This is a genomic window from Halapricum desulfuricans (assembly GCF_017094525.1).
In the GTDB taxonomy this organism is placed as follows: domain Archaea; phylum Halobacteriota; class Halobacteria; order Halobacteriales; family Haloarculaceae; genus Halapricum; species Halapricum desulfuricans.
Window position 1 is genome coordinate 967,946 of record NZ_CP064788.1, and the last position, 21,371, is coordinate 989,316.

23 protein-coding genes are annotated in these 21,371 nt (G+C 66.9%); 15 read left to right on the plus strand and 8 right to left on the minus strand.

What is annotated here, in order from left to right:
- Positions 1-85 precede the first annotated feature (85 nt).
- Together HSR122_RS04930 and HSR122_RS04935 are read right to left on the minus strand one after the other, a co-directional pair.
- Complete coding sequence (locus HSR122_RS04930; RefSeq protein WP_229111637.1) at positions 86-559, minus strand: DUF5812 family protein; 474 nt, start codon at positions 557-559, stop codon at positions 86-88.
- A gap of 83 nt (positions 560-642) precedes the next feature.
- Complete coding sequence (locus HSR122_RS04935; RefSeq protein ID WP_229111639.1) at positions 643-1,206, minus strand: hypothetical protein; 564 nt, start codon at positions 1,204-1,206, stop codon at positions 643-645.
- An 88-nt stretch (positions 1,207-1,294) separates the two neighbouring features.
- Between HSR122_RS04935 and HSR122_RS04940 the strand changes: the two genes are divergently transcribed.
- On the plus strand, positions 1,295-2,092 hold the full coding sequence (locus tag HSR122_RS04940; protein WP_229111641.1) for a CPBP family intramembrane glutamic endopeptidase: 798 nt from the start codon (positions 1,295-1,297) through the stop codon (positions 2,090-2,092).
- Between the two features lie 28 nt (positions 2,093-2,120).
- Here the strand turns inward: HSR122_RS04940 and HSR122_RS04945 are convergent, their stop codons facing one another.
- The gene (locus HSR122_RS04945) at positions 2,121-2,993 is read right to left on the minus strand and encodes an aminotransferase class IV (protein WP_229111642.1); all 873 of its coding nucleotides are present in this window, start codon (positions 2,991-2,993) and stop codon (positions 2,121-2,123) included.
- Between the two features lie 131 nt (positions 2,994-3,124).
- Between HSR122_RS04945 and HSR122_RS04950 the strand changes: the two genes are divergently transcribed.
- From HSR122_RS04950 to HSR122_RS04970, 5 genes are all read left to right on the plus strand, one after another.
- Positions 3,125-4,051 (plus strand): PLP-dependent cysteine synthase family protein, encoded by a 927-nt coding sequence (locus tag HSR122_RS04950; RefSeq protein WP_229112179.1) that lies wholly within the window; start codon positions 3,125-3,127, stop codon positions 4,049-4,051.
- Positions 4,052-4,277: 226 nt separating this feature from the next.
- Positions 4,278-4,742 (plus strand): 30S ribosomal protein S15, encoded by a 465-nt coding sequence (locus tag HSR122_RS04955; protein ID WP_229111643.1) that lies wholly within the window; start codon positions 4,278-4,280, stop codon positions 4,740-4,742.
- A complete protein-coding gene (locus tag HSR122_RS04960) occupies positions 4,743-5,867 on the plus strand; it encodes a hypothetical protein (RefSeq protein WP_229111645.1) in 1,125 nt (374 codons plus the stop codon).
- Positions 5,864-6,139 carry a KEOPS complex subunit Pcc1 gene (locus HSR122_RS04965; RefSeq protein WP_229111646.1) on the plus strand — a complete coding sequence of 92 codons (276 nt, stop codon included), beginning with the start codon at positions 5,864-5,866 and terminating at the stop codon, positions 6,137-6,139. The genes HSR122_RS04960 and HSR122_RS04965 overlap by 4 nt, the downstream gene beginning before the upstream one ends.
- On the plus strand, positions 6,136-6,756 hold the full coding sequence (locus HSR122_RS04970; RefSeq protein ID WP_229111648.1) for a 30S ribosomal protein S3ae: 621 nt from the start codon (positions 6,136-6,138) through the stop codon (positions 6,754-6,756). Before HSR122_RS04965 ends, HSR122_RS04970 begins: the two co-directional genes overlap by 4 nt.
- Positions 6,757-6,770: 14 nt before the next feature.
- Here HSR122_RS04970 and HSR122_RS04975 read toward each other — a convergent pair whose 3' ends face one another.
- From HSR122_RS04975 to HSR122_RS04985, 3 genes are all read right to left on the minus strand, one after another.
- A complete protein-coding gene (locus HSR122_RS04975; protein WP_229111650.1) occupies positions 6,771-7,925 on the minus strand; it encodes an RNA-guided endonuclease InsQ/TnpB family protein in 1,155 nt (384 codons plus the stop codon).
- 2 nt (positions 7,926-7,927) lie between these two features.
- Entirely contained in the window at positions 7,928-8,317 is a 390-nt protein-coding gene (tnpA, locus tag HSR122_RS04980) for an IS200/IS605 family transposase (RefSeq protein ID WP_229111651.1), read from the minus strand.
- Between the two features lie 211 nt (positions 8,318-8,528).
- Entirely contained in the window at positions 8,529-8,936 is a 408-nt protein-coding gene (locus tag HSR122_RS04985; RefSeq protein ID WP_229111653.1) for a cupredoxin domain-containing protein, read from the minus strand.
- A 103-nt stretch (positions 8,937-9,039) separates the two neighbouring features.
- Here HSR122_RS04985 and HSR122_RS04990 point away from each other — a divergent pair, with 103 nt between their 5' ends.
- The 4 genes from HSR122_RS04990 (at position 9,040) to HSR122_RS05005 (ending at position 13,636) form a co-directional block, all read left to right on the plus strand.
- Positions 9,040-9,735, plus strand: coding sequence for a protein sorting system archaetidylserine synthase (locus tag HSR122_RS04990; RefSeq protein ID WP_229112180.1), 696 nt, complete (start codon positions 9,040-9,042; stop codon positions 9,733-9,735).
- 61 nt (positions 9,736-9,796) lie between these two features.
- Entirely contained in the window at positions 9,797-11,059 is a 1,263-nt protein-coding gene (locus tag HSR122_RS04995) for a HEAT repeat domain-containing protein (RefSeq protein WP_229111654.1), read from the plus strand.
- A 33-nt stretch (positions 11,060-11,092) separates the two neighbouring features.
- Positions 11,093-12,856 (plus strand): phospholipase D-like domain-containing protein, encoded by a 1,764-nt coding sequence (locus HSR122_RS05000; protein WP_229111656.1) that lies wholly within the window; start codon positions 11,093-11,095, stop codon positions 12,854-12,856.
- Positions 12,857-12,946: 90 nt separating this feature from the next.
- Positions 12,947-13,636 (plus strand): hypothetical protein, encoded by a 690-nt coding sequence (locus HSR122_RS05005; RefSeq protein ID WP_229111658.1) that lies wholly within the window; start codon positions 12,947-12,949, stop codon positions 13,634-13,636.
- A gap of 20 nt (positions 13,637-13,656) precedes the next feature.
- Here HSR122_RS05005 and nucS read toward each other — a convergent pair whose 3' ends face one another.
- Positions 13,657-14,373 (minus strand): endonuclease NucS, encoded by a 717-nt coding sequence (gene nucS / locus HSR122_RS05010; protein WP_267491223.1) that lies wholly within the window; start codon positions 14,371-14,373, stop codon positions 13,657-13,659.
- A gap of 93 nt (positions 14,374-14,466) precedes the next feature.
- The gene (locus HSR122_RS05015; RefSeq protein ID WP_229111660.1) at positions 14,467-14,973 is read right to left on the minus strand and encodes a DUF6735 family protein; all 507 of its coding nucleotides are present in this window, start codon (positions 14,971-14,973) and stop codon (positions 14,467-14,469) included.
- A 187-nt stretch (positions 14,974-15,160) separates the two neighbouring features.
- Here HSR122_RS05015 and HSR122_RS05020 point away from each other — a divergent pair, with 187 nt between their 5' ends.
- From HSR122_RS05020 to HSR122_RS05040, 5 genes are all read left to right on the plus strand, one after another.
- A complete protein-coding gene (locus tag HSR122_RS05020; protein WP_229111661.1) occupies positions 15,161-16,264 on the plus strand; it encodes an iron ABC transporter substrate-binding protein in 1,104 nt (367 codons plus the stop codon).
- Positions 16,254-17,372: a FecCD family ABC transporter permease gene (locus tag HSR122_RS05025; RefSeq protein WP_229111663.1), complete on the plus strand. Its 1,119-nt coding sequence runs from the start codon at positions 16,254-16,256 to the stop codon at positions 17,370-17,372. The genes HSR122_RS05020 and HSR122_RS05025 overlap by 11 nt, the downstream gene beginning before the upstream one ends.
- Entirely contained in the window at positions 17,369-18,184 is an 816-nt protein-coding gene (locus HSR122_RS05030; RefSeq protein WP_229111665.1) for an ABC transporter ATP-binding protein, read from the plus strand. Before HSR122_RS05025 ends, HSR122_RS05030 begins: the two co-directional genes overlap by 4 nt.
- 423 nt (positions 18,185-18,607) lie before the next feature.
- Positions 18,608-19,831 carry a hydrogenase small subunit gene (locus tag HSR122_RS05035; protein ID WP_229111666.1) on the plus strand — a complete coding sequence of 408 codons (1,224 nt, stop codon included), beginning with the start codon at positions 18,608-18,610 and terminating at the stop codon, positions 19,829-19,831.
- Positions 19,831-21,360, plus strand: coding sequence for a nickel-dependent hydrogenase large subunit (locus HSR122_RS05040; RefSeq protein WP_229111668.1), 1,530 nt, complete (start codon positions 19,831-19,833; stop codon positions 21,358-21,360). The genes HSR122_RS05035 and HSR122_RS05040 overlap by 1 nt, the downstream gene beginning before the upstream one ends.
- Positions 21,361-21,371: the final 11 nt, after the last annotated feature.

Consider the following 21,371-nt stretch of genomic DNA (forward strand, 5'->3'; position numbering starts at 1 on the left):
ACTCCCACCCGTCGTCCACGCTGCTCGCGGGTCGCTTCCGCTCCCCGCTCGCTTTTCGAGGCCCCTCGCTTCGCTCGGCGCCTCGCTACTCTGGCAGATACCGGACGCTAAGCACGCCATCGGCGGCGCGAACCTCGACGCGGTCGACGCCGAGGCGGGCGGCGCGGGCGACCGTCTGTGGGTCCTCACACACGTCCTCGGCCGCCTGCTCGGTCCCGTCGTCGGGAACAGTCAGCACGTGTAGTTCCCCCTCGCCGGCCCGCGGCTGGCGCGTCAACTCGCCGACCGACTGGTCGGCGGCGATGTCCCGCTCCTGTTTGGTCGGGGACTCGTCGCTGTACTCGACGGGGATCGTCCACCGCTGCTCGATTGACTCGACCGCGTAGACGGCCGTCGTCGGCGGTTGAGCCGTAAGCGTCCCGACGACCACCTCGCCGGCCTCCAACGGCGGGTCAGGTTGCTCGCCTAGCGTGTGGACCTGACTGGTTGCGACGTCCGTGAGAATCGCCGTCTCGGCGTCGGACTCGCTGACCAGAAACGTGCCTTTGGTCTCGGTCATACCTACTCGTAGACGACGTGAGACGTTAGGCCCTTTCGACTGGGACGGACCGAGGGATCTACGGCGATGGCTACTAGGGGATACTACCGCTGCCACCGGTGGACGAGATAGACGACGACGGCCGCCGAGACCGGCGCGGCCAGCCCCGATAGCGGCGGCAGATCGTAGAGGGCGCGGATCGCGGGTTCGAGCGCGCCGTACTGGGCGGCCGGGTCACGGAACTCCGCCGGTGCGGAAACGACGAGCATGAGGTAGATCGACAGCAGGAACAGGTAGCCGCTGGCGGCCAGCGCCCGGTCGTAGCCGGTGTCGTCGCGTCCGGTGCGGTGACGGCGCGCGACCAGCAACACCGGCGCGACGACGGGCGCGATCACGAACAGCGCGACGACGACGTAGAAGCTCCGGGAGAACGTGAACACGCCCGCGCGCGCTCCGAACGTCCCCCCGACGAGGTAGATCAGCGCCAGGACGAACGCCGCTGAAAGCGCCAGCGCGGCCAGCCCGCCGACGAGCACGTACGATCGGAACAGTCGCGAGCCACTGCGACGAAAGGCATAGGGAAACGCGCCGGGCAATCCCCGATAGGTTCGTTCACTACCGGTCTGGGTGTTCCCGGCCGGCGTCTCTTCAGGTCCCGCGTCGCTCATCGCCTACGTCAACGTTCGGAGCGGGTAAAAACTGCGTGACCGGGATCGGTGCAGTCATACGGGGTCAGCCAGTAGTACCAGTGAGAAAATGGACTCCGAGTACGTCAAGATCGGGGACTTTCAAACGCGACTCCAGGCGGTCGGGCATAGCATCGGGATCGTCATGGCCGCGTTCTTCGTGGGCGGACTCGTGCTTTCGACCGCCGGAGTACTGCTGCTCGCACCGTTCGTGGACATCAGACTTCCGGACGGCGGTCTGACTCCATTCGCGAACGCCGTCGGAATGGCGTGGCAGTTCATCGGCTTCATCGTCGTCGTCGTGGCCTATCTCTACCGGTACGAGGCGTGGTCACTGATCGGCGCTCGACTGCCGACGCTCCGCGACCTCGGATACGTCGTCGGCGGTTTCCTAGCACTCCTGGTCTTGAACATCGTTCTGAGCGTCATCATTAGCGTGATCGGCGTCGACATCGCGCAGAACGCCGTCGTCGGGATGGGGCAGGAGAACCCCGAACTATTCCTGTATCTGATCCCGATCAACTTGCTGCTCGTCGGCCCGGGCGAGGAGTTGCTCTTTCGCGGTGTCGTCCAGCGGCTGTTCAAGCGCGCTTACGGCGTCGTTCCGGCCATCCTGATCGCGAGCGCGTTCTTCGGGGTCGCTCACTTCGTCGCGACGCTCGGACAGGGAGCCAGCGGCATCGCCACGTACCTCGCTGTCGCTGCGGTCCTCGGTGTGGTCCTCGGCACGGTCTACGAGTTGACGAATAACATCGTCGTTCCGGCGGTGATCCACGGCGTCTGGAACGCGATGCAGTTCGCCACCCAGTGGTACGTCGCGACGCACGATGGCCCCGAGCAAGTGCTCGTCGTCCTGGCTCCGTTCTGATACTGCCGGCTATCTACGTTACCTCCGATCAGTAACAGATCTGTTCGACGCGCTGATCGTACAGCCGGGCGAGCAGGTCGGCCATCGGTCCGCCGCCGATCTCGTCACCGTCCAGCGCCGCGACCGGACGGATCTCCCAGGTCGTGTTCGTCAGGAACGCCTCGTCGGCCGCCCGCACCGCCTGGACGGAGTAGTGCCCCTCCTCGATCGGGACCCCTTCCTCGTCGGCGAGCTGGAGGACGATCGACCGGGTGACGCCCGGCAGGAGGGGCAGGTCGGTCGACGGCGTCTTCAGGACGCCGCCGTCGACGAAAAAGAGGTTGCTCGTCGCACCCTCGACGACGCGGCCGTCCGGGTCGCGCATGAGCGCTTCGTCGGCCTGCGTGTCGTCCGTTCGTCGCAGTTCCAGACGAGCGAGGATCCCGTCGAGGTAGTTGTGTGTCTTGGCGTCGGCCGGGATCGACTCGTCGGGGACGGGACGGGTCGTCACGGTCCGGAGCGTCGCGGGTTCGTCCCAGACGCTTTCGCCGTCGAGCCCGCCGCGCGGGAGCGGTGAGACCTGAACGACGACCGTCGGATCGACCCGCTCGTCGGGCGAGAGCTTCCCGGGCTGGACCCCGCGCGTGATCGAGAGCTTGAGGTAGGCGTCCTCGAGGTCGTTCGCTTGCAGGGTCTCGCGAACTCGCTCGCGAAGGTCAGCGCGCGGCGGGATCGCCTCCGCGAACCCCAGCGTCTCGACGGTCCGTTCCAGGCGGTCGGCGTGAGCCTCCCACGCCAGGACCGTCCCCCCGTAGGCCCGCAGCGTCTCGAAGGCCCCGTCCCCGTAGGCGAACCCGCGATCGCGGACGCTGACGGTCGCCTCCGCCTCGGGGACGAGCTTCCCGTCGAGGTGATACTGCATCCGCTTGCCATTGGGGAGTCGAAGGCTTGTGCGTTCCGCTGTCGCGCCCCTCAAGCGGCGATCCAACCAGCCGGAGGCAACGCTTGGGAGAGCCGATAGTATAAGGGACAGCGGCGGTCTACATGCCGGCAGTGAAAGACAGCATTCTGGACACGCTGGGATCGCCCCTCGTCGAGCTGGCGTCGCCGGCGGGCGTGACAGTGGCCGCGAAGGTGGAGTCGTTCAATCCGGGCGGGTCCGCAAAGGACCGCCCGGCGACGTACATGATCGAAGCCGCCGAAAAGGCAGGCGACCTCGGGCCCGGCGACCGGATCGTCGAGCCGACCAGCGGTAACACGGGGATCGGGATCTCGATGGCCGCCGCGGCGAAGGGCTACGACGTCACGATCGTCATGAGCGAGGACAAGTCGGTCGAGCGCCAGCAGCTCATGCGAGCCTACGGCGCGGACCTGCACTTGATCGAAGGCGATATGACTCGCGCACGCGAGGTGGCCGACCGCCTCGAACGCGAGGAGGGGATGGTCCAGTTGCGCCAGTTCGAGAACCCGGCCAACCCGCGTGCCCACTACGAGACGACGGGTCCGGAGATCCTCGAACAGGTCGGCGACCGGACGGTCGACGCTTTCGTCGCGGGAATCGGCACCGGCGGGACGATCACCGGGACGGGCCGGCGGCTCCGGGAGGCGTTCTCCGAACTGACGATCGTGGGCGTCGAACCGGCGGGCAACGCCGTGCTCGCAACGGGCGAAGCCGGCAGCGACGACTTCCAGGGGATGGGGCCGGGCTTCGTCAGCGAGATCCTCGACGTCGAGTTGATCGACGAACTCGAGACCGTGGCAATCGAGGACGCCGAGGCGGAGTGTCGACGCCTCGCCCGCGAGGAGGGGATCCTCGTCGGCCAGTCCTCCGGCGCGATGGGCGTGGTCGCCAGAGACGTTGCCGAGCGCCTCGCCGAGCCGAACGCGGCCGACAGCGATGATCCGCCGCTCGTGGTGACGGTCTTCTGGGACAGCGGCGAGCGATACATGTCCACCGGGATGTTCGACGAACACGAGTGAACGCGGCCGGCGTACAAGCCTCCAGGTGGCCCACCCGAAAAGAAACCGTTTAGTGGCCGCCCACGAACTCACCAGTGGGAACACACGACCGCAAATCTGACACGCCGTCCGATTGGGCGGCTCGGGATTGCGGACGTGTCCGGCGTCACGCGCCGAGTGCAGTGTTTGCTGCCGGCGCGCGAGTGGCGCCACACGGGACGCGGTCAGTGTCGTTCCAACCAGAACCATGGCACGAATGCACACACGACGCCGCGGCTCGTCCAGTTCGGACAAGCCCGTGGCAGACGAACCCCCGGAGTGGAGTGACGTAGACGAAGACGCGATCGAAGCGCGCGTCGTCGAGCTGGCCGAAGACGGCCTCAGTCCGAGTGAGATCGGGCTGAAACTGCGCGATGAAGGCGTCCAGGGCACGCCTGTTCCGGACGTCAAGCTCGCGACCGGCAGGAAGATCACCGAGATCCTCGAGGAAAACGACGCCGACCCCGAACTCCCCGAGGACCTTGCGAATCTCTTCGAGCGCGCCGTCCGCCTGCGCGAGCACATGGACGAACACCCCGGCGACCACCAGAACAAGCGCGCCCTGCAGAACACCGAGTCGAAGATCCGTCGCCTCGTGGACTACTACCGCGGCGACGAACTCGACGAGGAGTTCACCTACAGCTACGACGTCGCCAAAGAGTACCTCGAGTAGATGTCCACCGCCGGTCGCTCCCCAGAGCACGCCCCCGAAGCCAGCGACCTCGCCGACGGGCTCGCGACGGCCGAGTTCGTTCGGCTCGTCGCCGGTGCCGATGCCGACTCGCTGGCCGCCGCTGGCGTGCTCGCTCGCGCGCTTGACGGGATCGCGACCCCCTATCAGGTGAGCGTCGCACGCCCATGGGCGAGCGCCGACCGCACGACCGAGTCCGACCTGACCGTCGCGGTCGGCCCGACCGGGATCGACGGCGACCTGTCGGTGTCTGGCGTCGAGACCGCAGCGAGCGCGACCGCCTTCGAGACCGCGCGCGAACTCGACGCCGACAGCGCCGACCCGGGACTCGCGCTGGCCGGAACGCGGATGGCCGACGCCCCCGCGGCGACCGACCTCGCGGAGATCGCGGGGCTGGAGCGCCGACCCGGCGTCACCGTCCCGACCGACGAGCTCGCGGACGGGCTGGCACACACGACGCTGACGCATGCGCCGTTCTCGGGCGACTCCGAGGCGGCCGCCGAGGCGCTCGAAACGATCGACGACGGAGCCGACGATCGCGAGCGACGCGTCGCCTCGCTGCTTGCGCTTTCCGTCCTCGAAGACAGCCCCGACCGGGCCGCCGAGACGATCGGGGCCGCACTCCGACCGTACGACGGCGGTCCCTTCGAGACGATCGGCGGCTACGCCGACGTGCTCGAAGGGGCAGTCCGTGAGGACCCCGGAACGGCCGTCGCGCTGGCGCTGGGTCACGATGTCCGCGAGGCCGCGCTCGACGCCTGGCGACGCCACGCCCGGAGCGCACACGCCGCGATCGAGGCCGCGACGACGGGCCGGTACGACGGGCTGTTCGTCGCCCGCGACGACGGTGACGTTCCAGTCGAGACGGTCGCGCGACTGCTCCGGGACGTCCGATCGCCCGAACCGGTCGTGCTCGCACTGACCGACGGGCGGGCCGCCGCAGCCGCGACGCCCGAGGCCGCAGTCGATCTGGCGGGCGTCTTCGATCGAGCGGTCGATCGACTGGGCGACGGCACGGCGTTCGGGACGCCTCGGCGCGCGGTCGCGACCGTCGGAGCCGAGACCGCCGACGTGATCACGGCCGTCAGGGAGGCGATCCAGTCGTGAGTCAGCGCGATCCAGATGAGAGTCAGCGCGACTCGGGCCCGACGCGAACACTCGTCGTCCGCACGATACACGACGACGCCGAGGCGATCGCGGCCTCGGTCCGACCGGACAACACCGACGAGATGGCGACGACCGTCGAGGGGCGAACGATCGAGACCGAACTCACACGGGAGACGACCGGAGGACTGCACTCGACGGCGGACGATTACGTCGTCAACCTCCACGTAGCCGCACAGTGTATAACCGACCACGACGAACACGACAACACATGAGCGAACGATCCGTATCCAAACAGAAGCAGCAGAAACGGTGGTACACCGTCCTCGCCCCCGAGCAGTTCGGGCGGGAGGAACTCGGTTCCACACCGGCAACAGAAGTCGAACAGCTCTACGACCGACAGATCGAGACGACGCTGGGCGAACTCCGCAGCGACGCCGGCGAGAACAACACCAAACTGACCTTCAAGATCAACGACGTCGGCAGCGACACCGCCTACACCGAGTTCATCAAACACGAACTCACCCGCGATTACATGCGGAGCCTCGTCCGCCGGGGCTCCTCGAAGGTCGAGGCGTTCATTACGGTCCTGACGACCGACGACTACCGCGTCCAGATCCAGCCCGTCGCGCTCACGACCAAAAGCGCCGACGAGAGCCAGGAGAAAGCGATCCGCCGCACGATGATCGACATGGTCGAGGAGACCGCGACCGAACACACCTTCGAGGACCTCATCGACAGCGTCGTCGAGGGGCGACTCTCCTCGGCGATCTACAACGAGGCGAAGACGATCTACCCGCTGCGCCGCGTCGAGATCCAGAAAGCGACTCTGGAGGCCCGCCCCGAAGAGGTCGCCGCTGAAGAAGAGACCAGCGTCGACGTCGAAGACTGACATCCTCCACACGGCTAAAGCCGTGGGGTTCCCCCACTGGGGGTTGAATCCACGAGTAGCCGGAGGTTCGCAGGTTCGTCGTCGCGTGGCACGATGACCTGCGTTTCGGGCTGTGCCAGTACAGCCCCCGCCTCGGACAGCGGTTTCGAGAACTTGCCCAAGGCTCGTTTGCCAATATTGAGCGCACCGTTCTTGTCGGCATTGTCGTCCAGCCCACACTTTGGACACTCGAAGCGACCCTGCGTTGCTCGGACACCTTCGCAGGCACAGCGGTTGCACGTTTTCGACGTGTCGTATTCTTCGACCAACTGCACGTCGATACCAGCGTCGTGGGCCTTATACTCGATGTAGTTGAGCAGGCGGGCGAACGGCATCTTGTGGGTCTTGTCGTTGACATACCGCCCCTTGTCGTTGTCTTTGCGAATTCCATCGAGATCGCCCACAACGATGACCGCGTTCCGTTCCTCGGCATCCTCCACAATCGAGCGAGCAATCTTGTGGAGGCGGTCGTCCACCTTCCGTGCTTCGGCGTCCCCGATACGCTCAACCACCTGCTGTCCCTGTCGGGGTTTGGCTTTCCCGATGGACTTGCGCAGTTGCTTGTAGTGTTCGCGGAGACGGCGCACTTCTTCACCGTAGAAGGTGGTTTTGCGGTCGGAGAGGAACGCGCAGGTAGCGACCCAGCGTGCGCCCATGTCGATAGCCAGCACGTCGTCGTACTCGTCTTGGACGGTCACAGACCGCTTGACGACGAGATGGACGTACCAGTCACCGTCACGGCACACCAGTTCGCTGTCTCGAAGATTCCCCTCACGGACGAGTTGTGCGTCCTTTCGTGGGACGTGGGCTGGACACCAGATGGAGTTGCCCTGTCCTTTCTCGGGGTCATAGACAGGGACTTTCACCCACCACGACGAGAGAACGGTGTCTTTGTCGTAGGCCACGTCGAACACGTCGTTGCGAAGGACGACAGGTTGTTCCGTACCGGGGTTCGGGTCTTTCTGCCGTTGTACTTTCGACGCCTGCTGATCGGTTGCAGAGTACAGGTCGGCGTCTCCGCCGTGAACTTCAGTCTGGAACGCCTCATACTCACGGGCGAGCAGGTCAGCCTTCCTGTTGGTCAGTGAGTGGAGTTTGACCCGCACCGTAGTTTTGACTGTCCGTTGCATGGCTACTCACCTGCTTGGGCGTCGATGTACTCCTCGATGACTTCGCTGGATACGTCGCTCGCACTTGAGACGAAGTACGAGCGCGTCCACAGCGACGGCAAGCCGAAGTCGAACTCGTCCCGAAGTCGGCGCGAGGAGTAGCCCTTGACCTGTTGCATTATCTTGTTCGGGGCAAGCGTCGGATCGCCTGTGATGAACAAGTGTACGTGGTCGGGGCGAATCGCCAACTCCAGCATCTCTACCCCAAGTTCGTCGGCTTTCTCCTCGATGAGTTCTTCGAGACGGTCGCGTACCTCGCCCACAAGCACCGATTTGCGGTACTTCGGACACCAGATGAAGTGATACTGGAGTTTGTGGACGCTGGTACGTTCTCTGTCGAACCCACGAGGCATCGTCAGTATATAGATACCGCTCACCTAAAGATGTTATGTGAACATCTAACCCCAGCCGTGGCTATGAACGTGGAGAGGCTCCCAGTTGTCGGCTTCATCCCACGGCTAAAGCCGATGGGCTTTCGCCTCGCTACCGCTGTAACAGTTTCCGAAACGCCGTTTCGGTAGTTGTTTCCGCACCGATATGTCGACGGTCCTCTGCTGCGATCGATCACTCGGTCGCTTCGATCCGCCCGACCATGCCGCCGCCCTCGTGGGGCACACAGAAGTACTCGTAGGTGCCGGGCACCTCGACAGTGTAACTGAACGTCTCGCCCCCGTAGAGGTTGCCGCCGCCGTCGGCGAACCACCGCTCGCGGGCCTCGGCTTCGCCGTCGAACCCGCCGGTCGCGAAGTACTCGGCCGCCTCGGGGATCCGGTCCTCGTAGGCTGTGACCGTGTGGGCGCGGGAATTGGTGTTCCGCCAGACGACCGTCGTCCCGACCGGGACCGAAAGCGTCTCCGGTTCGAAGGACATCGAGGTCATCCCGACGTCGTAGCCCGAGCCGCCGGCCCCGACGCCCAGACAGCCGCCGGCGAACGCGGCCCCGCCGGTCGCGAGAAACGCCCGTCGTTTCATACCGGTCGGTCGGGGCCGGAGAGCAAAGAGGCCTCTGGTGGGACATGCGGGACTCGACCCCGAGATCGAACGGCCTAAGGCGATCCTCGGCGACGGGACGGATATGCAGCTCCGGCCCCGGTTTCTCGGTCGCCTCGGCGCGGCCGACGTCGTGACCGTCGCCAACGCCGCGCTGGGCTTTGCCGCCGCCGTGGCCGCGACGATCGACCCGCGACTGGCAGCGCGGCTCGTCCTGCTGGCGGCGATCGCCGACGGGCTCGACGGCGTGCTCGCGCGCGTCTACGGCAGCACGCAGGTCGGCGAGTACGTCGACTCGCTGGCCGACGTCGCCTCCTTCGGCGTCGCGCCCGCCGTGTTCGTCTACGTGATCGCAAGCCGGGAGTGGGGGCTAGAACTCGCGACGCTGTCCGTCGCCGAGGTCGTGACGCTCGCGATTCCGGCGCTGTACGTCGCGGCGGCGGTCGTCCGGCTGGCGATGTACACGGCCTACGACCTCGAGGATCGGACGACTCGGGGCGTCCAGACGACGCTGGCAGCGACAGTCCTGGCGGCGGCGTACCTCTCTGGCGTCACCGACCCCGCGGTCCTGCTCGGCGCGACCGGCCTGTTCGTCTACCTGATGATCACCACGATCGAGTATCCCGAACTGGCCGAACGGGACGCCCTGGCGATGGGGGTCGTGCAGGCCGGAGCCGTGCTCGCGCCGCTGGCGTTCGCGCGCGTGTTCCCGCGGGCTCTGCTTGCGGCGGCGCTGGCGTATCTGCTGCTCGCGCCGGTGGTATACCCGCGGTCGCGGTGACGACCCGAGCGCGGTAGCCGGAAGGGAAACGCTCTTGCCCGAGACACCCACAGACAGGGGTATGAGCAACGGGGACGAGCCGGACGACGGCGAGGCGGCACTGACCGACCTCGAGGACTTCGAGTCGCGGCTGGACTCGGTGGCAGAGTCGCTCGAGGCCGCCGGGACGGAGACCGACCTCGACGACGTCGAGGCGACGCTGGACGCGACCGCCGAGGCGCTCGAGGCCGCCGACCTGCCCGAACCGGACGACGAAGACGAGGACGATCCGAGCGCAGAACTCGAAGGGCGGATCGACGGCCTTCGGGAGGACCTCAACGCACAGCGCGGCCCCTATCTCGAGGACGTCACCGACGACCTCGAAAGCGTCGTCTCGACGGTCGAGGGGACCCGGTGGACCGAAACAGGTAGCGCGGAACTGGACGATGCCGTGGCGAGCTTTCTGGCGGAGATCGACGACGAGATCGATTCGACGGTCGAGGACGGCGAACCGGCCGATCGACTCGACGCCGCCGTCGAAGCGCTCTCGGAACTGGATCTCGATCCCGACGAGGACACGGAGACCATCGAGGCGCTCCTGACTGCGGTCGACGGTCTCGAAGACGATATCGACGCTGCCGAGTCCTGGGACGATCTGACAGTTCGTGAACAGCTCACTGCCGAAGGCTTCTACGAGGTCCTCGGTCCGGAGGGGCGCAGGGACTACCCGCCCGAGTGGAACGCGGTCAAGATCTACGAGAAGCGATACCAGCAGGACCGAAGCGACGGGGAAGCGATCGAGATGATCCTGCTCGCCCTGGAGAAGCTGCCCGGCGGCAAAGACCACTTCATGGAGGAGAACATCCTCGATTCGCTAGCCCGGATCGCGCCGCCGGAGGCGCTCGAGGACGTCCTCCCGATGGCGGGCAAGCGCAACGAGAAGGCGATCAGAGTCGTCGGCAAGATCGGCGACCCCGGGGCGCTGGACACGTTGCTGGATTTCATCGACGGCGACGGGGACCGCTCGCTGCAGCTCGAGACGCTCCGTGCGGTCGGCGCGATCGGCAGCGAGGCGGCCACCCGGACAGTCGCAGACCGACTCGCGGCCGAGGACGCCGAGATCCGCTCCGCCGCCGCCCGGGCGCTCGGCCGGATCGGCGACACGCGAGCGATCGAGCCGCTCGCCGACGTGCTGGCCGACGACCCCGAGGCCAGCGTGCGGGCGAGCGCGGCGTGGGCGCTCGTCCAGATCGGGACCGAACGCGCCTTCGAGGCGGTTGAGACCAACGCTGACGACTCCTATCTCGTCCAGGTCGAGGCCGAGAAGGCCGCGCTGTCGTCCTGAGGTTTTTATCCGAACTCGACGCGACCCCGTGATGTGTCACGGATCAGTGGGGCGCTGCTGGTCGCCGTCGGCCTGACTGCGATCGCCGGGCTCAGCTGCGCCGCCGCGACGACGCCGACCGGGGGAGCCGTGGCGATCGACGAAGCGGGAGTGTCAGCGGCCGACGGGACGAGTCTATCGGTCGATCGGACGACGAGTCAAGCGACCAACGAGACCACGGCGTCGTCGCCCAACGGGACGTCACCACCGGAACTGACAGCCGCCTATCCGAACCCGACCGCGTACGGCGACGAGGGGGAGTATCTCGTGCTCGAGGCACCGAACGGGACCGAACTCGGGGCGTACCGCCTCGACGACGGCCACCGGGAGGCGAGACTTCCCGACCGAACGGTCGGCGGTCGGATCGTGCTGACGGCCAACCGGAGTGCCGTCCCGGACGGCGTCCGGGGTCCGATCGTCGAGTGGTCGGAGATGGTTCCCCTGTCGAACGCCGGCGAGAGCCTGACGCTGTCGGACGGGAACGGGACGGTCGAGACGCTCGAATACGAGGACGCACCCGAAGGTGAGGTGCTCCGGCCCGACACCGACCGGCGATGGCGAGCGCTCGGCGCGACGTCGTTCGAGCCGGTCGTCGGCGGCCCCGGATCGGTTCGAGCGTTCGCGTTGCCGGATTCGCCGAGCGTCCCACTTGCGGTTATCGAGAGCGCAGAGCGGCGAGTCCTGCTGGCGGGGTACACGTTCACCTCCGAGCGCGTGGCCGATCGACTGATCGCGGTTCGCGAGCGCGGCGTCGCGGTCGAGGTGATTGTCGACGGCGCACCGGTAGGAGGACTGACCGAGCGTAGCGCGGCCGTCCTCGATCGTCTGACAGCCGCGAACGTCAGTGTTCGAGTGGTTGGTGGCGACGGGGGACGGTACGAGTTCCAGCACGGCAAATACGCCGTCGTCGACGACCGGGCGATCGTACTCACGGAGAACTGGAAGCCAGCGGGCGTCGGCGGCGCGTCGAGTCGCGGCTGGGGCGTCGTCGTCGACTCGCCAGCAATCGTCGACGGACTGAGCAGGACGTTCCGTGCCGACAGCGGGAGTCGCGGTGCCGTCCCCTGGGAAGCGTTCCGCGGGGACGTATCGCTCGAATCGGCGGCGCCGTCTCGGAGACAGTACCCCGCCCGGATCGAGTCGCAGTCGGTCGCGGTCGAGCGGGCGGAACTGGTCGTCGCACCCGATAACGCGGCCGGTCGAGTTCAGGGGTTGCTGGCGAACGCGAGCGATTCCGTCCGGATCGTGCAGGTGTCGATCGGGGGGCGCGACGATCGGTTGCTCCGGGAAGCGATCGCAGCGGCCGAGCGCGGCGTCGAGGTCCGGATCCTGCTGTCGGGTGCGTGGTACGTCGAGGAGGAAAACCGCCGGCTCGTCGACCAGCTCCGGACGCTGTCCGCCCGCGAGGACCTCCCGCTGTCGGTCAGGCTGGCCGAGCCGGGCGGCCGCTACGAGAAGATCCACGCGAAGGGAGTCGTCATCGACGGCGAGACGGTGGTGCTGGGAAGTCTCAACTGGAACGACAACGCGTACGACGACAACCGCGAGGTCGCGGTCGTCCTGCACGGGACCGAAGCCGGGGCGTACTTCCGGAAGGTCTTCGAGCGCGACTGGCGCGGCGGGATCACGCTGGTGCCCGCGGGCACGGTACTCACACTCGTCGCCGTCGTACTGCCGGTCGCGCGACTCGGCCGGCGTGTCGAATTCGCATCGCAACCCGGGACGGAGCGGGAAGTACCAGGAGCACGGATCGACTAGGTCGAAGCGATTCCGGGACGGAGGCGCTGCCGTCGCGAACGGACGGCCCGGGGCCGACGCTTTTGGTTCCGGGCGTCGAACTAGCAGGGAATGACCCGTTTGCGGCGGTATCTCGGCGAACGTCACCGCCTGCTCGCGTGGACGTTGCTGATCGCCGGCGGGGGCTGGGTCGCGCTGAGAGAGTACCCGCCCGAACTCGCCGCGTACGCGGATCGGCCGACGGCGGTCGCGGTTCTGTCGGGCGTGTGGCTGGCGGGCGTGCTGGTCGTTCGACGACGCGAGCGACGCGCCTGGCGACGGCTGATCGAGGCGACGCCGTTCGAACCGCAGCACGACGGCGGCCTTCGCCGTCCGCCGCTCCAGCGATCGCTGAAGGGCAACGTGATCACGGCAGAACCGGTCGCTCGCGGGCTCGTCCGCCAGCGCGCCGTCCGCGTCGAGGCGACGGCGGGCGGCGTCACCGAGCCGATTGACGTCGTGCTCACCTACGTCGGAAGCGGGGGCACCGATCGCGGGGTCCAAACAGGGACCGACGTGCTCGACGAACAGTTCGTCTTCGAGGTCACGTCCGGATCGAACCTCGCGTCGGTGTTCGATGCCGAGGTCCAGTCGGCGCTGCTCGACGTTTCGATCCCCGGCGAACTGGGGATCGACGGACGACACGTCAGCTACGAGATCCCGTTCACCCGCGTCCGGCCGTCGGAACTCGGTGCCGTCTCGAAGGCGGTCGCAACGGTGACCGCCCGCATGGAACACCTCGTCGCCGCCGGTCGACTGTGATCGCCGAGCGACACACGACGTTAAGGTTCCAACGCAACGAATTCGAGCCCGCGCTCGGCCAGCAGCGAACGGGCGCGGTCGGTGACCGACGGCGCGACGAGAATCCCGCGGACGCCGGTCTCCGCGTGGAGGTCCCGCTGCAGGGCCTCGACGTAGCGCGCGAGCTGGCCCACGGCGTCCGGGCCAACCCGCCGGCGTTTCAACTCCAGGACGACTGCCCGTCCGTCCTCGTCCTCGCCGTAGACGTCGACGGCACCCGCAGAAGTCCGTCGCTCGGTCGCGAGCGGGATAAAGCCGGACTCGATCAACGAGGGGTCGTCGAGGATCCGCTGGCGGAGGTCCTCCTCGGTCCCGGACAGCGACAGCTCCTCGGGGTCGGTCACGTCGAACGCCGCGACGTGCTCGACGGCCTCGAATTCCACCACGAGCTGTTCGTCGGGGTTGTCCCGGTGGCTTTCAACCACGAGCCCGCCGTCGACGGTCACCTCGCGGGTACACCCCGGCGGCTGCCAGTTCACCGGCTGGTGGCCCTCGTCAGTGTGGACCAGGACGGTCCCGTCGGGCTTGCACATGACGTGGCGGTCGCCGGGGCCGAGCGTGCTCGCCGCCCGGCCGTCGTACTCGACGGTACATTCGCCGAAGATCGTCACGACGGCCCCGCTTTCGAGGCCCGCCTCGACGACCGACCGTGCCGTCTCGATCGAGGGATCGGTCCGGGCGCGAACGTCGGATGTCACGTCCGCCCGTACTCGACCCGGGAACTAATACCGTCCGTTCCGTCCGTGCTCGCTCGGGGTGTCCATCGGACTGGGGGACTGTCGGGAGGACGGCTATCGGTCGGGCCGTCGCGGATCGAGGACCTCGCCGTCGAGGCGTTCTCGGACGGCCCGGTCCAGGATCGTCTGGGCCTCGACGACGCCGAGGGCCCCGTCCGAGATTCCCGTCGCGAGGACGCCTTTCGCCGCCCGGAGCCACCGCCGGAGCTCGGCCGCCTCGTCGGGGCTGTCGACAGCAACGATCAGTCCCCGGTCGTCTCCCGCCGTTGAACGCTCCCTCAGGTAGTGGTCGAACCCGAACCACAGCGGCAAGTACGTCTCGATATCGTACTCGACGCCGACGCGATAGACGGCCTCGTGGCGGGCGAGATCGACCATCGTGAGCACGTGTTCGAACGGGCGCGCGACGACGTTCGGAGTCGGATCGACGTCACCGCCGGCGTACGGATCCGATGGCGTGATCGACCGGGCGAGCCGGCAGTCTAGCCCGCCCAGCCGAGACGTGTGCACGTTGAACCGCCCGTCCGGACGTTCGTAAGCGACCAGCGCGCGATGGCTCACGGCTCCCATCCCCTCCGTGCGTCTGCGAGTGCGATCACGCCCCGAGATGTGTCGGACCCCGGTATAAACGTCCGCCCGCGCCGGGGACTGTCCGAATTCACCCCTATTTTCCGAGAGGGACACGTTCCCGAGTATTACGAATTAGGGCAAAAGTATTATTTCTCCGTCCGGTATCGACGGCAAGAGCATGTACGATCGTCGCACGGTACTCCGGGCGGCCGGTGCGGGGGCGGCGGCCGCACTGGCGGGCTGTTCAGTGACGGGCGATACGGCCACCGGCGCACGGACAGTGACCGACGGCGCGGGTCGGGACGTCGAACTGCCCGAGTCGGTCGAGCGCGTCGTCGCAGTCGGGCCCGGATCCCTGCGGCAGGTGGCGTATCTCGGCGCGACCGATCGGGTCGTCGGCGTCGAGGCCGACAGGAACGGCTCGACGACGTCGGCACCGTACAACGTGGCCAACCCGGACCTCCGCGAGAAACCCGTTATCGGCTCTGTCGGACCCAACGCGGGCGGCAACGCCGAAGCGATCATCGCTGCCGATCCGGACGTGATCTTCTTCTACGGCGACACCTCTCGCGCCGAGACGCTGCAATCCCAGACCGGCATCCCCGTGGTAGCGTTGCGGATTACGGACTTCGGCAACGAGCACCGACGGAAACGCGTCTACGACATGTGGCGACTGGTCGGGACAGTCCTCGGACGCGAGGACCGGGCCGAGAAGCTGGCGACGTTTGTCGAGGAGACGGTCGCCGACCTGCGTGATCGGACGGCGGACCTCCCGGACAGCCAGCGAGCGGCGGCATATGCCGGTGCGATCAGTTACAAGGGGGCACACGGGATCGCGACCACGCGCAGACAGTTCCCGCCGTTCAGGTACGCCGGCGTCGAGAACGTCGCGAACGGGCTCGAGACCGACGGGCCGTCCGTCGAGGTCAGCGAGGAGGCGCTGCTCGACTGGGACCCGGAGACGATATTCGTCGACGCGGATAACCTCTCGCGCGCTCGCGAAGATCTGACAGACAACGACGTGTACGACCGGCTCGCGGCCGTCGAGAACGGCGAGGTGTACACGCTCCTTCCCCACGCGAGCTACCACCACAACTACGGATCGGTCCTGGCGAACGGCTACTTCGTCGGCACGACGCTGTATCCCGACCGGTTCGGCGACGTCGACTTCCGGACGAGGGTCGATTCGATCTACGAAACGATGCTCGGTGCACCGCTATACGACGATCTGATCGACACCTACGGGGCCTATCAGCGCCTCGATGATCTCGATGTCGGGTGAGACTGTCCGGGAGAACGACCCGGGTCAGCACTCCGGGCGTGACGAGACGGCAACATCGCGAGGTAGCGAGACAGTCCGAGAGCACCGCAAACAGACGACGCGACGCACCTACGTCGTCGCCGCGGGATCGACGCTCGTGCTCGTCGTCGTGTCGCTGCTCGCGATCGCTCTCGGATCTGTACACGTTCCGTTGCCCGACGTCCTCGCCGCGCTCGTCGGCGGCGGGAGTCAGACCCAGCGCACGATCGTCTGGAACGTTCGCTTGCCCCGGATCCTCGGTGCCGTCGTCGCCGGGGCGGGGCTAGCGGTCGCCGGCGCGGCGATGCAGACTGTCCTCCGGAATCCGCTCGGCGCGCCGTACACGCTGGGCATCTCGCAGGCGGCAGCGTTCGGCGCGGCCGTCACGGTCGTGTTCGGGTTTGGCACCGCGGCCTCGGAGTTCGCCTCGCTCGGGCCGTACGTGACGACCGTCGCGGCCTTCCTTGCGGCGATGGCCTCGACTGGACTGATCCTCCTGCTGGTGATATACCGACAGGCCACTCCGGAGACACTGATTCTCACGGGCGTCGCCGTGGGATCGCTGTTCACTGCCGGGATGACGCTGTTGCAGTACTTCGCCAGCGACACCGAGGTCGCGGCGATCGTCTACTGGACGTTCGGTGACGTCGGCCGCGCCGGCTGGCCCCACGTCGTCGTCATGGGCGTCGTCGTCGCGGTCGGACTGGCGTACTTCCTGGCCAACGCCTGGAACTACGACGTCATGGACTCGGGGACGGCGACCGCGAAGAGCCTCGGCGTCCCCGTCGAGTCTCTGCGGATCAGGGGGATGGCCGTCGCGTCGTTCGTGACCGCGATCGTCATCTCGTTCGTGGGAATCATCGGCTTCGTCGGACTGGTCGCCCCCCACATCGTCCGGATGCTCGTCGGCGGGACCGAGCGCCACTTGTTGCCGATCACGGCCGTCGTCGGCGGTGCGCTGCTGGTCGCGGCCGACACGCTCGCGCGGACGGTCCTCGCGCCGGTCGTCCTGCCGGTCGGGATCCTCACGTCGTTTCTGGGCGCGCCGCTTTTCGTCTATCTCGTGATCAACGGGAGGGAGTACTGGTGACTCTCGAGATCCGGGATCTCGCGTTCGCGTACGGCGACGAACCGGTCCTCGACGGCATCGATCTGACCGCCCGTTCGGGGGAGTTGCTCGGGTTACTCGGACCCAACGGCTCGGGGAAATCGACGCTGTTGCAGACGCTCAACCGGATTCTCGAACCCGATGCGGGGAGCGTCCGGGTCGCGGGCGACCGCGTCTCGGAACTGGATCGCACGGCGCTCGCCCGCCGGATCGGCTACGTCCCGCAGGACGAACAGGGCGCGTTCCCGGCGACGGTCTTCGAGACGATCCTGCAGGGCCGGCGGCCCCACGGCGGCTGGTCACCGGGTCCGGACGACCGCGCGGCCGTCGAGGCGACGATCGAGCGACTCGGACTCGCCGAGTTCACGACCCGGAACGTCGCCGACCTCAGCGGTGGCCAGCGACAGAAGGTCCGGCTCGGGCGCGCGCTCGTCGGCGATCCGCCGGTGTTGCTGCTGGACGAACCGACCAGCGCGCTCGACCTGAAACACCAGCTCGACGTGATGGAACTGGTGGTCGGACACGTCCGCCAGCGAGGCGTCACCGGCGTCGTCGCCATCCACGATCTGAACCTCGCGGCGCGGTACTGCGACCGTGTCGCGTTGCTTTCCGACGGCGAAATATACGACGTCGGCGGCCCGAACGTGCTGACTCCGGAGACGATCCGCGATGTCTACGGCGTCGAGGCCACCGTCAAGGACCACCGCGGTCGGCGGCTGATCGTCACCGAGCGTCCCGTAGACGCGCTGCCCGCTGATGCGCGGACCCCGGTCGCGAGTGCCGACGACGACTGATCAACGTGCGACTCGGATCGGAACGGTGCGGAGCGACGATCCGGACGCGATGAACGACCACGATCGCTATCAGGCTGCAAATACGTACTAGCAACTATGACACATTTATTATAAATGAATCCAAATCGACTGAGAACGTCTTTTTCCGGACTGTATTCTTTACTGTCGCTTCCGATATGCGGAGAAAATAGCCGATAACATCACAGAGGCGAACCACTCTACGGGCGATCATATCTATCCCCAAATAATCGAGATTGTGCGGTTTTGTAGGGTTATATGCCGATATGATCCCGGAACAGTCTACTACAATCCGTTCAGAGAGCACCACGATACGAGGGGGATCGATCGACGCCATCTCCAAATTCTTACTGTTTACCCCGGACCACCAGTAAACATATGTATTAGTAGTCGAATACAGGTTGTATGGCGACGGCTCCACAGGGCAGGCGTCCCGTCAAACGGATACAACAGGAAACGAGGTACGACTTCCTTTCGCTGGCGGTCGATCGGGAGCCGGGAGACGTGGTTTCGGAGTTCTCGGCAGAGATCGACGCGGCGCTGGAGCGTGCCATCGAGGACGACCTCGAGGTCGCGTGGCTTCAGGGGCAGAGCTGTACCGGTTGTACGATCTCGCTGCTCCAGGGGGAGTATCCGGGAGACACGTTCCAGCTGGAGCGGTTCAGAGAGTCGATCGGGTTCCACCCGACGCTGATGACCGACGCCGGGGACAGGGCGCTGGAGTCGATCGAGACCGCTCCGGACGTGCTGGTCATCGAAGGTTCGATCCCGGTCGAGGTCCCGCGCTCGGCGACGCTCGGGGTCGATCGGTTCGGGAACCGTCGGCCGATCGTCGACTGGGTGATGGAACTCGCGGAGCGTGCCGAGGTGGTCGTTGCCGTCGGGAGCTGTGCGGCGTACGGCGGGCTTCCGGCTGCCGGCAAGCGCGATCCGGAGGCAGCACGGCCCAGTCCGACCGGTGCGTCGGGCGTCCAGTTCGACGGTATCGACCCGGGTGGCGTGGTCGGTCCGGCGTTCACCACCGGCGCCGACCTCCCGGTGATCAACGTTCCGGGCTGTCCGGTCCATCCGGACCACATCCTGCTGACGCTCGCGACCGTTCTCAACGGCCACACGCCAACTCTCGACGAATTCAATCGGCCGCTGCCGCTTTTCACGCCGCTTATTCACGATGATTGCGCCCGTCGCCCGGACTACGAGGCGAAGAACTTCGCGTCGGAACCCGGCGAGGATGGATGTCTCTACGAGGTCGGCTGTGCCGGCGTCCACGCCCACTGTGACGATTCCAAGCGACTCCGGAACGGCGAGACGACGATCTGTCGTGACGTCGGTGCGCCCTGTATCGGCTGTGTCGAGCCGGCGTTCTGGGACCGATTCACGCCGTTCTATGAGACCCGTGAGACGAGAGAGGAGGTCGACGAGCCCGAGCCGATCGACGAGTCCGAGCCGCTGATCCCGAGACCGGGGAACAGCCTCGCCGGGTTGTTGATCGCGATCCCGGTCTGTCTCCTGCTGGTGCCGTTGCTGCCGGTCTTCGGGGCGGTGTGGCTGCTCGACCGCTGGGTCGGTCCGGACGGGCCGATCGCCTGGCGTGACGATCCACGAAACCGAACGGTCGGTGATCGCTGATGCCGGAGATCGAGATCAACCCGACCACGCGGATCGAAGGCCACCACAGCACGACGATCGACGTGCAGGACGGACAGATCGCGTCGGCCAAAAGCCACATGGAGATGTTCCGGGGCATCGAGAACATCACCGTCGGACGACCGCCCTCTGACGTCCCGCAGATCACGCAGATGGTCTGTGGGGTCTGTTTCACCTCCCACCGGAAGGCCGCGACGCTCGCGCTCGAGGACGCGGCCGCCCGCGCGGGCGTCTTCAGCGGCGTCCCGTACAACGCGCGAGTCCTTCAGAACGTCATGGAGGGGATGTTCCTGCTCTGGAACCACGCGATCCACCTGTTCACGCTGGCCGGGCCCGACTACAGCGACGCCGTCGCGGACACTGGCTACGAGCGACTCGATCCCAACGGCGGGGCCGGCTACGAGAGCGCGCTGTCCAACCAGCGGACGCTGCTACAGGCGTTCACAGAGTTCGGCGGCCGGGCGCCGCACCCCCTGACGTACGCGCCGGGTGGCGTCGTCGCCCAACCGGACGCGGAGACGATGGAACGGGTCCGCGAGCGCGTCGAATCGGTCGACGAGTGGATCGGCCCGACCGACGCAGTCCCGGAAGTGCTGGAGGCGGTCCGCGACCGGCGGGGGCCGCCGAGCGGCGCGAGTGGACTGTACGACGTGCTGAGCGTGATCGTCGCTGCCGCCAGGGAAGACGCCGACGAGTTCGGGGTCGGGCCCGGGCGCTTCTACGCCAACGGGATGTTTTACGACGAAGGGGGCGGTCTCGTGTTCCCGGGCGGCGTCGTCTCGGACGGGTCGCTGCGTGATCCGAGTCGGACGGAGCTGCTCACGAGCATCACCGAAGACACGAGCCACGCATGGTACACCGAGTCGTCCGGAGGCCATCCACAGCGCGCCCCGCCCCCGGAGCCGGCACCGGACAAGGAGGGGGCGTACTCCTGGGGGAAAGCGCCGCGGTTCGACGGCAGGGCGGTCGAGACGGGACCGCTCGCGAGGCTGATCGCCGCCGACGAGGACCCGTTCGCCCTCCGGTCGCGACTCGGCGACGATCCCCGGCAGAGCAGCACGCTGAATCGTCTGATCGCCCGGGTACAGGAGTTCTTGCTCGTCAGGGACATGCTCGGGGAGTGGCTCGACGCGGTGGACGTCGACGGACCGCTACGGGCCGAGTGGACCGACGACTTCACGGGCGAAGGAGCGGGACTCTGGGGCGCTTCGCGCGGTGCTCTCTCCCACTGGGTTCGGGTCGAGGACGGTGAGATCGCCAACTACCAGATCATCTCGCCGACGCTGTGGAACCTCGGCCCCCGGGACGAAGCTGGCAACCCGAGCATCCTCGAGTACGCACTGGAGGGGATGGCCGTCGAGGATCCCCGCGATCCGGTGAACGTGATGCGGACGATCCGGTCGTTCGATCCCTGTCTCGGCTGTGCCGTCCACGTTCAGGCCGGCGGCGGCGAACGGTTCGTTGGCGATCTGGAGCCACCACGTCCGGGAACCGGTGCGATCGACGGGTAGGGATCTCCCGG

Excerpts from the sequence above, each read along its gene's own strand:
- HSR122_RS04930 (WP_229111637.1), bottom strand. The coding sequence starts at position 559 with ATGACCGAGACCAAAGGCACGTTTCTGGTCAGCGAGTCCGACGCCGAG.
- HSR122_RS04935 (WP_229111639.1), bottom strand. The coding sequence starts at position 1,206 with ATGAGCGACGCGGGACCTGAAGAGACGCCGGCCGGGAACACCCAGACC.
- HSR122_RS04940 (WP_229111641.1), top strand. The coding sequence starts at position 1,295 with ATGGACTCCGAGTACGTCAAGATCGGGGACTTTCAAACGCGACTCCAG.
- HSR122_RS04945 (WP_229111642.1), bottom strand. The coding sequence starts at position 2,993 with ATGCAGTATCACCTCGACGGGAAGCTCGTCCCCGAGGCGGAGGCGACC.
- HSR122_RS04955 (WP_229111643.1), top strand. The coding sequence starts at position 4,278 with ATGGCACGAATGCACACACGACGCCGCGGCTCGTCCAGTTCGGACAAG.
- HSR122_RS04960 (WP_229111645.1), top strand. The coding sequence starts at position 4,743 with ATGTCCACCGCCGGTCGCTCCCCAGAGCACGCCCCCGAAGCCAGCGAC.
- HSR122_RS04970 (WP_229111648.1), top strand. The coding sequence starts at position 6,136 with ATGAGCGAACGATCCGTATCCAAACAGAAGCAGCAGAAACGGTGGTAC.
- HSR122_RS04975 (WP_229111650.1), bottom strand. The coding sequence starts at position 7,925 with ATGCAACGGACAGTCAAAACTACGGTGCGGGTCAAACTCCACTCACTG.
- tnpA (WP_229111651.1), bottom strand. The coding sequence starts at position 8,317 with ATGCCTCGTGGGTTCGACAGAGAACGTACCAGCGTCCACAAACTCCAG.
- HSR122_RS04985 (WP_229111653.1), bottom strand. The coding sequence starts at position 8,936 with ATGAAACGACGGGCGTTTCTCGCGACCGGCGGGGCCGCGTTCGCCGGC.
- HSR122_RS04990 (WP_229112180.1), top strand. The coding sequence starts at position 9,040 with ATGCAGCTCCGGCCCCGGTTTCTCGGTCGCCTCGGCGCGGCCGACGTC.
- HSR122_RS04995 (WP_229111654.1), top strand. The coding sequence starts at position 9,797 with ATGAGCAACGGGGACGAGCCGGACGACGGCGAGGCGGCACTGACCGAC.
- HSR122_RS05005 (WP_229111658.1), top strand. The coding sequence starts at position 12,947 with ATGACCCGTTTGCGGCGGTATCTCGGCGAACGTCACCGCCTGCTCGCG.
- HSR122_RS05020 (WP_229111661.1), top strand. The coding sequence starts at position 15,161 with ATGTACGATCGTCGCACGGTACTCCGGGCGGCCGGTGCGGGGGCGGCG.
- HSR122_RS05025 (WP_229111663.1), top strand. The coding sequence starts at position 16,254 with ATGTCGGGTGAGACTGTCCGGGAGAACGACCCGGGTCAGCACTCCGGG.
- HSR122_RS05035 (WP_229111666.1), top strand. The coding sequence starts at position 18,608 with ATGGCGACGGCTCCACAGGGCAGGCGTCCCGTCAAACGGATACAACAG.
- HSR122_RS05040 (WP_229111668.1), top strand. The coding sequence starts at position 19,831 with ATGCCGGAGATCGAGATCAACCCGACCACGCGGATCGAAGGCCACCAC.